This is a genomic window from Pseudomonas sp. BIC9C (assembly GCF_034541995.1).
GTDB classification, from domain to species: domain Bacteria; phylum Pseudomonadota; class Gammaproteobacteria; order Pseudomonadales; family Pseudomonadaceae; genus Aquipseudomonas; species Aquipseudomonas fluorescens_CC.
On record NZ_JAWDGM010000001.1, the window covers coordinates 2,180,730 to 2,191,657 of the forward strand.

General features: G+C 59.1%; 9 protein-coding genes and 1 pseudogene. 2 read left to right on the forward strand and 8 right to left on the reverse strand.

Annotated features, from left to right (window positions below):
• Window positions 1-171 precede the first annotated feature (171 nt).
• A complete protein-coding gene (locus RS887_RS10170; protein ID WP_322614560.1) occupies window positions 172-1,119 on the forward strand; it encodes a transposase in 948 nt (315 codons plus the stop codon).
• Window positions 1,120-1,220: 101 nt separating this feature from the next.
• Here the strand turns inward: RS887_RS10170 and RS887_RS10175 are convergent, their stop codons facing one another.
• Window positions 1,221-2,186 carry a GlxA family transcriptional regulator gene (locus tag RS887_RS10175; RefSeq protein WP_322615228.1) on the reverse strand — a complete coding sequence of 322 codons (966 nt, stop codon included), beginning with the start codon at window positions 2,184-2,186 and terminating at the stop codon, window positions 1,221-1,223.
• Window positions 2,187-2,492: 306 nt separating this feature from the next.
• Between RS887_RS10175 and RS887_RS10180 the strand changes: the two genes are divergently transcribed.
• Entirely contained in the window at window positions 2,493-3,134 is a 642-nt protein-coding gene (locus RS887_RS10180) for an HD domain-containing protein (protein WP_322615229.1), read from the forward strand.
• A gap of 150 nt (window positions 3,135-3,284) precedes the next feature.
• Here RS887_RS10180 and RS887_RS10185 read toward each other — a convergent pair whose 3' ends face one another.
• The 7 genes and pseudogenes from RS887_RS10185 to RS887_RS10215 form a co-directional block, all read right to left on the reverse strand.
• Window positions 3,285-4,175, reverse strand: coding sequence for an ABC transporter permease subunit (locus RS887_RS10185; RefSeq protein ID WP_322615230.1), 891 nt, complete (start codon window positions 4,173-4,175; stop codon window positions 3,285-3,287).
• Window positions 4,172-5,053 (reverse strand): ABC transporter permease subunit, encoded by an 882-nt coding sequence (locus tag RS887_RS10190; protein WP_323131752.1) that lies wholly within the window; start codon window positions 5,051-5,053, stop codon window positions 4,172-4,174. The genes RS887_RS10185 and RS887_RS10190 overlap by 4 nt, the downstream gene beginning before the upstream one ends.
• A 35-nt stretch (window positions 5,054-5,088) precedes the next feature.
• On the reverse strand, window positions 5,089-6,231 hold the full coding sequence (locus RS887_RS10195; protein WP_322615232.1) for an ABC transporter ATP-binding protein: 1,143 nt from the start codon (window positions 6,229-6,231) through the stop codon (window positions 5,089-5,091).
• Between the two features lie 73 nt (window positions 6,232-6,304).
• Window positions 6,305-7,402: a polyamine ABC transporter substrate-binding protein gene (locus tag RS887_RS10200; protein WP_322615233.1), complete on the reverse strand. Its 1,098-nt coding sequence runs from the start codon at window positions 7,400-7,402 to the stop codon at window positions 6,305-6,307.
• Window positions 7,403-7,589: 187 nt separating this feature from the next.
• Window positions 7,590-8,699, reverse strand: coding sequence for a polyamine ABC transporter substrate-binding protein (locus tag RS887_RS10205; RefSeq protein ID WP_111282847.1), 1,110 nt, complete (start codon window positions 8,697-8,699; stop codon window positions 7,590-7,592).
• A gap of 171 nt (window positions 8,700-8,870) precedes the next feature.
• Entirely contained in the window at window positions 8,871-10,235 is a 1,365-nt protein-coding gene (locus tag RS887_RS10210) for an aspartate aminotransferase family protein (protein WP_008015391.1), read from the reverse strand.
• 59 nt (window positions 10,236-10,294) lie between these two features.
• Window positions 10,295-10,928: pseudogene (locus tag RS887_RS10215) on the reverse strand (glutamine synthetase); the annotation flags it as partial.

The window sequence follows — 10,928 nt, forward strand, 5'->3', positions numbered from 1 at the left end:
AAAGCCCGATTCTGACTGTTGACGCAGTACAGATCCGTGGGAGATTTCGCCCCTCCTCCTTTCACCCAAGCGCCGATAAAGAATGCATCTGGCTAGACCGACGATAGGAACAAGCCTGCGCCTCTGGGTGAGCCCTTCAAGTGCTCAAAACCATATCCCGGAGGAAATTTAATGGCAATGCCGGTTTCTGTCTCAAAGCCGATCGCAGGCGTGGATGTCGCCAAGAATGAACTGGTGATTTATCACGCCGAACTTGACCTGCTTGAAACGATTCCCAACAACAAGGCAGCCATCAAGCAGTGGCTGAAGGACTTGCCGAGGACAGTGGCCATCGCCATTGAGTCGACCAATATCTATCACCTGGAGTTCGCCGATCTGGCCTACGAGGCCGGCTGCGTGATTTACATGGTGGGTGGCTATGAGCTGAGCCATTACCGCAAAGGGGTGAATGTCCGCGCCAAAACCGACGCGCTGGATGCCAGGCTGCTCGCTCGCTACCTGAAGAACGAAGGTGACGATCTTCATCCCTGGACCCCGCCATCACCGCTGTACCGTCAGCTCTTGAGCCTTTTTCGCCGCCGGGCGGCTCTGGTTCAGGCACGAGTGGGCCTGGTGCAAAGCTGGGCGAATGAACCGCTGTTGAAGACCGCTTTCGCCGAGCAAGTGAAATCCATGCAACAGCTTGAGGCGCTGGTCGAAAAGACGATTAAGGATTATCTGAAAGAAGCCGGTTTGCTCGGTCAGTTGAAGCGCTGTCTGAAAGTTGAAGGCATCGGATTTTTGACCGGAGCCCGCTTGATCGCAGCATTCCAGCGAGGCGATTTCAGAAACGCAGATGCCTTCATCGCCTTTCTGGGAATGGATTTGCGGGTGGCGAAGTCAGGACAAAAAGACGGTCGCCGAAGCTTGACCAAACGAGGTGATCCGGAAGCTCGCCGACTTCTGCACAACGCAGCCATGTCGGCCAGTCGTACACCAGCCTGGAAAGATTTTTACGCGGCACAAAGAGCTCGAGGGTTCAGCACCACTCAGGCACTGGTGATACTGGCTCGCAAACTTGCTCGGGTCGTATTCGCCTTGCTCAAGGGGCAAAGCGAATACCAGCCAAAAGTCGGTTGAGGGCTTCCCTCAACCATAGAATCTCCCACAGTTGAAATGCATTCCCCTGTGGGAGCGGGCTTGCTCGCGAAGAGGCCCTCACAGGCAACAAAAATGTCAGTTCAAACCATCGCCGCAAAGTTCAGCCGGAACTGCTGAGGCGTCACCCCCAGCCTGCGATTGAACACACTGCGCATGTGCTGGGCATCGCGAAAACCGCATTGATAGGCCACGGTCTTGAGCGGCGCACGAGTGCTTTCGAGCATCACCCGCGCCGCATCGACCCGCGCACGTTCGACGAACTCGGCCGGAGTGATTTTCGCTTCCCTGGCAAATACCCGGGAAAAATTGCGCGCGCTCATGTTGGCGGCGTTGGCCAGATCAGCAATGGTCAAGTCACCGGTCAGGTTGGCCAACACGTAATGCTGGACCATCGCCACTGCCGAGTCCGGTTCGGCGTGAGGCGTGAGGAACGGGCTGAACTGTGATTGCCCGCCCGAACGCTGGGTGAACACCACCAGCCGCTTGGCGACATTCAGCGCCACTTCCGACCCGTGATCCCGCCCCAGCAGGTACAAAGACAGATCAATCCCCGCCGTGACCCCGGCCGAGGTGAACAGCTCCCCGTCCTCTACGTAAAGGCGATCCGCTTCAACCCGGGACGAAGGGCACAGCGCCGCCAGATCCGATGCGTCCTGCCAATGCGTGGTGACCGTGCGCCCCTCCAGCAACCCCGCCCGGGCGAGCATGAACGCCCCATTGCAGATCGAGCCAAAGCGCCTGGCCCGCGCACAGGCATCGCGCAACCAGACATCGAACGCGGCACCGAAATCCATGAACGGTAACTGTGGACCGCCGGCCACCAGCAGCAGGTCATAGGCCTGTAACGCATCGCTGAAATGCCGATGGGCGTTCAGCGCCAGACCGTTGGAACACGCCATCACCCCGCGCTCCACGCCGATCACCTCCAGCCGATAGTGATCCTTGGGCGCGAGGAAACGATTGGCCTCGGCAAACACATCCATGGGACCGGTGACGTCCAGCGACTGGACGCCGGCGAACACCACGATGGCGACGGCTTTACTCATGACGTGAATCGCCTCCTATGGATCTGATTGCACCGTCCCCCTTGTAGGAGCGAGCTCGCTCGCGATGTACGCAAGAGCACCGCGTTCATCCAGGCAGCCCCCGTCATCGTTGACGTCCATCGCGAGCAAGCTCGCTCCTACAGGAACTGCGTGCACCCTATCCAATCCCCGCCCAACAAGCGAGGGTGGCGCGATATGCACGCTCATTGGCCGGGATCGCAGCCATGGATCGATTGTCCGGCTTCGGGGGCCGGAACACACTGAAACCCTCAGCGCCACCAGCGCGTTCACGACGAGGAAAACTCCATGAGCACCACCATCGCCGGCATCAAGATCCCCGACAGCGCATTGGCCAGGGCCACCACCGAATACATCCGCGACATCGAATCGGACTTGCTCTACCACCACTCGCGCCGGGTATTCCTGTTCGGCGCACTGAGCGGTGAGCGCAAGCAACTGGCCTACAACCCGGAGTTGCTGTACGTCGGGGCAATGTTCCATGACCTGGGCCTGGTGGAAGGTCATCGCAGTGACAACCAGCGCTTCGAAGTCGATGGGGCCAACGCCGCAGCGGCGTTCCTCAAGCCTTACGGGCTGAGCGATGACGATATCGAACAGGTCTGGCTATCGATTGCCCTGCACACCACACCGGGCGTGCCCCGGCACTTGCGGCCCACCGTGGCGCTGGTAACGGCGGGGGTCGAGATGGACGTGCTGGGCATGGACTACGCGGCGTTCTCCACCGTGCAGCGCGAAGCAGTGGTGCATGCGCATCCACGGGGCGAGGGATTCAAGGAATGCATCATCTGCGCGTTTGCCGACGGTTTGCGCCATCGTCCGCAGACCACGTTCGGTAATGTGAAGACCGATGTGCTGGTGGATCAGGAGCCGGGGTTCAAGCCGATGAACTTCGTCGAAGTCATCCGCCAATCACCCTGGATCTCCTGACCGCCAAAGAACCTGTGGGAACGGGCTTGCTCGCGAATACGGTGTGTCAGGCGACCATGAAGTCGACTGATACTCCCCCCTTCGCGAGCAAGCCCGCTCCCACATTGGTTTTGGGTTGGCCACAGAGCTGTGGCCAGCCCGACTTCAGGCTCAAGCCGCTTCCGGTGCCTGCGCGCGACGCACGTCCGGTTGCTTCCACGAATCGGCTGCCGCTTCTTCGATCGCTTGCTGGATCGCACGCTTGCGGCTTTCTTCGGCACGACGGCTGAAGAACCAGACCATGAAGGTCACGATCGACACCGCCAGCAGAATCAGGCTGGCCACGGCGTTGATCTCGGGTTTGACCCCCAGACGCACCGCCGAGAACACTTCCATCGGCAGGGTCGTGGAACCCGGGCCGGACACGAAGCTCGCCAGCACCAGGTCGTCCAGCGACAGGGCGAACGACATCATGCCGCCGGCCGCCAGTGACGGCGCGATCATCGGAATGGTGATCAGGAAAAACACCTTGAACGGCTTCGCACCCAGGTCCATGGCCGCTTCTTCGATGGACAGGTCCAGCTCGCGAAGGCGGGCGGAGACAACCACCGCCACGTAGGCCGCACAAAACGTGGTGTGGGCGATCCAGATGGTGACGATGCCGCGTTCCTGCGGCCAGCCGATCAACTGCGCCATGGCCACGAACAGCAGCAACAGCGACAGACCCGTGATCACTTCAGGCATCACCAGCGGCGCGGTGACCAGGCCACCGAACAGGGTACGACCCTTGAAGCGCGTGACGCGCGTCAACACGAACGCTGCCAATGTACCCAGGGCCACCGCCGCGACGGCGGTGTAGCAGGCGATTTCCAGCGAGCGCACCACCGAGCCCATCAGTTGGGTGTTGTCGAGCAGGCCGACGTACCACTTGATCGACCAGCCACCCCACACCGTTACCAGTTTCGAGGCGTTGAACGAGTAGATCACCAGGATCAGCATCGGCAGGTAGATGAACAACAGACCCAGTACCAGCATCAGGCTGGAGAAACGGAAGCGCTTCATTCTTTACCCTCCATTTCCTTGGCCTGACTGCGGTTGAACAGGATGATCGGCACAATCAGGATCGCCAGCATCACCACCGCCAGGGCGGACGCCACCGGCCAGTCACGGTTGTTGAAGAACTCTTGCCAGAGCACTTTACCGATCATCAGGGTTTCCGGACCGCCGAGCAGTTCCGGGATCACGAACTCGCCCACCACCGGGATGAACACCAGCATGCAGCCGGCGATGATGCCGTTTTTCGACAGCGGCACGGTGATTTTCCAGAAGCTGTTGAAGGTGCTCGAACCCAGGTCCGACGCGGCTTCCAGCAGGCTATGGTCGTGTTTCACCAGGTTGGCATACAGCGGCAGGATCATGAACGGCAGGTAGGAATAAACCACGCCGATGTAGACCGCCAGGTTGGTGTTGAGGATCTGCAGCGGTTCGTCGATCCAGCCCATGCTCATCAGGAAACCGTTGAGCAGGCCGTTGTTGCTGAGGATGCCCATCCATGCATAAACGCGGATCAGGATCGCGGTCCAGGTCGGCATCATGATCAACAGCACCAGCACCGTCTGCACTTCCTTGCGGGCAACGGAGATGCCGTAGGCCATCGGGTAGCCGATCAACAGGCAGAGGATGGTGCTGAAAAGCGCCATCTTCAACGAGCCGAGGTAAGCGGCGATGTACAGCTCGTCACCGCCCAGCATTGCGTAGTTGCCCAGGTTCAGCAGCAACTGCAGCTTCTGCTCGGCGTAGCTGTAGATTTCGGTATACGGCGGAATGGCCACGTCTGCTTCGGCGAAGCTGATCTTCAGAACGATGAAGAACGGCAACATGAAGAACAGGAACAGCCAGATGAATGGAATGCCGATGACCATCTGACGGCCACCGGGAATTATTCGACTGAGACGGCGTTTGAGTTTGCGCATGTTCATGAGCGAAGTACCACGCCGCTGTCGTCTTCCCAATACACGTAAACCTGATCACCCCAAGTCGGCCGCTGGCCACGGCGCTCGGCGTTGGCGACGAAGGACTGGACGATCTTGCCGCTCGGCAATTCGACGTAGAACACCGAGTGACCGCCGAGGTAGGCAATATCGTGCACCTTGCCACTGGACCAGTTGTATTCGCAGGTCGGCATGGTCGGGGTCACGAGCAGTTTTTCCGGGCGGATCGCGTAGGTCACGGATTTGTCTTGCACCGAGGTGCTGATGCCGTGGCCCACATAGATCTTCCGGTCGAGGTCCTTGCAGGTGATGATCGCGTGGCCCTCGGCATCGTCGATCACTTCACCGTCGAAGATGTTGACGTTACCGATGAATTCGCAGACCAGGCGGCTGGTCGGGGTTTCGTAGATGTCGATCGGGCTGCCGATCTGGGCGATCCAGCCCAGGTGCATGATCGCGATGCGCTCGGCCATGGTCATGGCCTCTTCCTGGTCGTGGGTCACCATGACGCAGGTTACGCCGACGCGCTCGATGATCTCCACCAGCTCCAGTTGCATCTGCGAACGCAGTTTCTTGTCCAGTGCACCCATCGGTTCGTCGAGCAGCAACAGCTTCGGCCGCTTGGCCAGCGAACGAGCCAAGGCCACACGCTGACGCTGGCCGCCGGACAGCTGATGCGGCTTGCGCTTGGCGTACTGGCTCATCTGTACCAGCTTGAGCATGTCGGCCACCCGCGCATCGACTTCGGCGGCAGGCAGTTTGTCCTGCTTGAGGCCGAAGGCGATGTTCTGCGCCACGGTCATGTGCGGGAACAAGGCGTAGGACTGGAACATCATGTTGATCGGCCGCTCGTAGGGCGGCATGTCAGTGATGTCTTCGCCATCGAGGAAAATGCGCCCCTCCGTGGGCCGTTCGAAACCTGCGAGCATGCGCAGCAAAGTGGACTTGCCCGATCCCGAACCGCCGAGCAGGGCGAAAATTTCGCCTTTCTTGATTTCCAGGGACACATCGTCCACGGCAATCGTCTCGTCGAACTTCTTCGTGACCCGGTCGATTTTGACCAGCACCTGTTTAGGTTGCTGGTCGCCCTCGAGGGCTTTCTTATAGGCGCCGGAGGCAACTGCCATTTACGAAACTCCCGAAAAAAAAGAGTGCAGTTCGCTCAAGGTGAGCCAACCTTGGATAGTTTGAGCCTTGAAACTATTTACCCGACTTGACCGTGGTCCAGCTGCGGGTCATCAAACGTTGAATCTTTGGTGGTAACTCGACGGACACGTAGGTCTTGTCGAGCACCTCTTGCGGTGGGTAAACCGCTTCGTCGGTGCGAATGGACTGTTCCATCAGTTTGTCCGAACCCGGGTTAGGGTTGGCATAGCCGACGTAATCACTGACCTGGGCAATCACCTCAGGCTTCAGCAAATAGTTGATGAAGGCGTGGGCCTCCTTGGGGTTGGCCGAATCCTTCGGAATCGCCAGCATGTCAAACCAGAGCGCGCCGCCTTCTTTCGGAATGGCGTAGGCGATGTTGATGCCTTTCTTGGCTTCCTGGGCACGGTTGCGCGCCTGGAAGATGTCGCCGGAGAACCCGACCGCCACGCAGATATCGCCGTTAGCCAGGTCGGTGATGTACTTGGACGAGTTGAAGTAGGTGACGTAGGGCCGCACGGCCAGCAACTTGGCGGTCGCCTTCTTGTAGTCTTCCTCGTTGGTGCTGTTGGCGTTCAGGCCCATGTAGTTAAGGACCGTCGGCATCATTTCATCAGCGGAATCGAGGAACGCCACGCCGCATTTGTGCAGCTTCTTGATGTTCTCGGGCTCGAACAGCACGCTCCAGGAATCAATCTTGTCGACGCCCAGCACAGCCTTGATCTTGTCGACGTTGTAGCCGATACCGTTGGTGCCCCACAGGTACGGCACGGCGTACAGGTTGCCCGGATCGTTCTGCTCCAGGCGCTTGAGCAGTACCGGGTCGAGGTTCGAGTAATTCGGCAACTGCGACTTGTCGAGCTTCTGGAAAGCACCGGCCTTGATCTGCTTCCCGAGGAAGTGATTCGACGGCACGACCACGTCATACCCGGTATGCCCGGCCAGCAACTTGCCTTCCAGGGTTTCGTTGGAGTCGAAGACGTCGTAGACCGGTTTGATCCCGGTCTCTTTCTGGAAGTCCGCCAGGGTGGTCTGACCGATGTAGTCGGACCAGTTATAAATATGCACGCTACCGGCCGCCTGGGCACTGACAGCAAACGTCAGCCCGGCGCCGACCAGCACGGCATTGCGCAACAAAGAAAAAATAGGCAAGTGGAGGTCCTCTAAAATTAGTTGGGCCCAAGTTGCCCCGCGTTACATGACAACCGTGGTTGCCCAGCAACAAAACCGGCGCGCAACTTACCCTCGAAAAACCGTTCCAGCAAAACTTTTGTCATTTAATTCAACCTGTTGCCGCCACCGCGCCGGTGGTGACAACAGGCTGTTGCATCAAACCGGCTTATTTACCGGATTTGATCTTGGTCCAGCTGCGGGTCATTTCACGCTGGGTTGCCGCTGGCAGGTCGGCGATGGCATACAACTTGGCCTGCACATCGGCTGGCGGGTAGATGCCTGGATCGCTGGTGATGTCTTTTTCTACCAGAGCTGTTGCAGCGGCGTTACCGTTCGGGAAGCGTACGGCGTTGGTGATACCGGCCATGACTTCAGGCTTCTGCAGGAAGGTCATGAACTTGTAGGCGCCCTGAACGTTCTCGGCATCCTTGGGAATCGCGACCATGTCGAAGAAGCTGCCAGCGCCTTCTTTCGGAATGGCGTAGCTGACTTTGACCTTGTCACCCGCCTCTGCGGCACGGGACTTGGCCTGCTGAACGTCACCCGAGTAGCCAACCGCTACGCAGATGTTGCCGTTGGCCAGGTCCGAGATGTACTTGGAGGAGTGGAAGTAGGTGATCGAAGGACGAATCTTGAGGAACAGGTCCTCGGCTTTCTTGATGTCTTCTTTCTTCTGGCTGTCGGTTGGCAGGCCCAGATAGTGCAGCGCGACCGGGAGCATTTCGGTCGGCGAATCGAGGAAGCTCACACCGCAACCCTTGAGCTTGGCGATGTTTTCCGGCTTGAGCAGCACGTCCCAGGAGTCGATGGTGTCGACGCCCAACGCAGCCTTGACCTTCTCCGGGTTGTAACCGATGCCGATCGAGCCCCACATGTACGGGAAGGCATGCTTGTTGCCAGGGTCACTGACCGAAACGGCCTTGAGCAGATCCTGGTTCAGGTTTTTCCAGTTAGGCAGCTTGGACTGGTCCAGCTCCTGATATACGCCGGCCTTGATCTGCTTGGCCAGGAAGTTGTTCGACGGCACGACCACGTCGTAGCCGGACTTGCCCGCCAGCAGTTTGGCTTCCAGGGTCTCGTTGCTGTCGAATACGTCGTAAACGACCTTGATCCCTGACTCTTTCTCGAAGTTCGCGATGGTGTCCGGAGCGATGTAGTCGGACCAGTTGTAGACGTGCAACACCTTGTCGTCCGCCTGAACCGCACCCGCCATCATGCCCGCGACGGACAGGGCGAGAAGTGTCTTGCCAGCAAGCTTTTTACCTAATGCCTTCATGCGTCATGCTCCAAATTTTTCTTTTTTGAACCACTTTGTTCAGCGGCCGAACCCGGGCAACTGGAACTGCGGCTAGTCTGGCAAGATCCGAGGCGGTCTTTCAAGAAAAGACCGGCCTTTGTGACAGCTTTGAGCGAGAACGCCGCAGCTCCCTCGCTCTGAGCCTAGCACTTAGCCCTGCAATGCACTCAGGGTCAGGTCAAGGCACTTGCGAGCCTTGGTCACCAGCTCATCGATTTCCGCCGGCGTGATCACCAGTGGCGGAGCGATGATCATGGTGTCGCCGACTGCGCGCATGATCAGGCCATTGTCGAAGCAGAACTGACGGCAGATCATGCCGACGCCCTTGCCCTCGTAACGCTTGCGAGTGGCCTTGTCCTGGACCAGCTCGATGGCCCCCAACAGCCCTACCCCACGAACTTCACCCACCAGCGGGTGATCGTTCAGTTCCCGCAGACGCTTTTGCAAATACGGTGCCGTTTCGGACTTCACGCGCTCGACAATCTTTTCGTCGCGCAGGATGCGGATGTTTTCCAGCCCCACAGCCGCCGCCACCGGGTGCCCGGAGTAGGTGAAACCGTGGTTGAAGTCGCCGCCCTCATTGAGCACGTCCACCACTTCGTCACGCACAATCAGGCCACCCATCGGGATATAGCCCGAGGTCAGGCCCTTGGCGATGGTCATCATGTCGGGCTTGAGGCCGTAGAAATCGGTACCGAACCACTCGCCGGTACGGCCGAAACCGCAAATCACTTCGTCAGCCACGAACAGGATGTCGTACTTGGCGAGGATTTCCTTGATGCGCGGCCAGTAAGTCTCTGGCGGAATGATCACGCCGCCGGCGCCCTGGATCGGCTCGGCAATAAAGGCACCGACGTTGTCGACGCCGACTTCAAGAATCTTTTCTTCCAGCTGGTTGGCCGCCCACACACCGAATTCTTCCGGGGTCATGTCGCCGCCTTCGCCGAACCAGTACGGCTGGGCAATGTGGACGATGCCCGGGATCGGCAAGTCGCCCTGTTCGTGCATGTACGTCATGCCACCCAGGCTCGCGCCGGCCACGGTGGAACCGTGATAGCCGTTCTTGCGGCTGATGATGACTTTCTTGTTCGGCTGGCCCTTGATCGCCCAGTAGTGACGAACCATACGCAGCATGGTGTCGTTGCCTTCAGAGCCGGAACCGGTGAAGAACACATGGTTCATGCCTTGCGGCGCGATGTCGGCGATGGCCTTGGCCAGCTCCAGTACCGGCGGGTGTGCCGTCTGGAAGAACAGGTTGTAGTAAGGCAGTTCGCGCATCTGTTTGCTGGCGGCATCGGCCAGTTCATCGCGACCATAACCAATCGCGACACACCACAGGCCGGCCATACCGTCGAGGATCTTGTTGCCTTCGCTGTCCCAGAGGTAAACGCCCTTGGCGTTGGTGATGATCCGCGGGCCTTTCTCTTTCAGCTGCTTGAAGTCGCTGAACGGAGCCAGGTGGTGATCACTGCTCAAGGTTTGCCATTCACGGGTTTGCGGATTGTTGCTGGTCATACGAATCTCCTAAAAAAATCAGGTGAAAGCGCCGCCAGGCAACGGCGGCGCCCAGCGTATCAGACGGCAAAGAGCAGGAATTCCCTTTCCCACGAACTGATGACGCGCTTGAAGTTTTCATGCTCGGCCCGCTTGACCGCGACGTAGCCAGTGATGAAATTTTTGCCCAGGTAACGTTCGATGGTCGCACTGTTTTCCATGCGTTCCAGCGCGTCCTCGATGGTTAGCGGCAGGCGCAGGTTGCGGCGTTCATAGCCGCGCCCCACCACCGGCGCACTCGGGTTCAGACCTTCGACCATGCCGATGTAACCGCAGAGCAGGCTCGCGGCAATCGCCAGGTAAGGGTTGGCATCGGCGCCCGGCAGGCGGTTTTCCACCCGACGGTTTTGCGGCCCCGCATCCGGTACCCGCAGGCCCACCGTGCGGTTTTCTTCGCCCCACTCCACGTTCACCGGCGCCGAAGTGTCCGGCAGGAAGCGGCGGAACGAGTTCACGTTCGGGGCGAACAGCGGCAGCAATTCGGGAATGTGTTTCTGCAAGCCACCGATGTGGTGCAGGAACAACTGGCTCATGGTCCCGTCGTCGTTGGAGAAGATGTTCTTGCCGGTCTCGATGTCGATGATGCTCTGGTGCAAGTGCATGGCACTGCCTGGCTCGCCGGTCATCGGCTTGGCCATGAAGGTCGCGGCCACG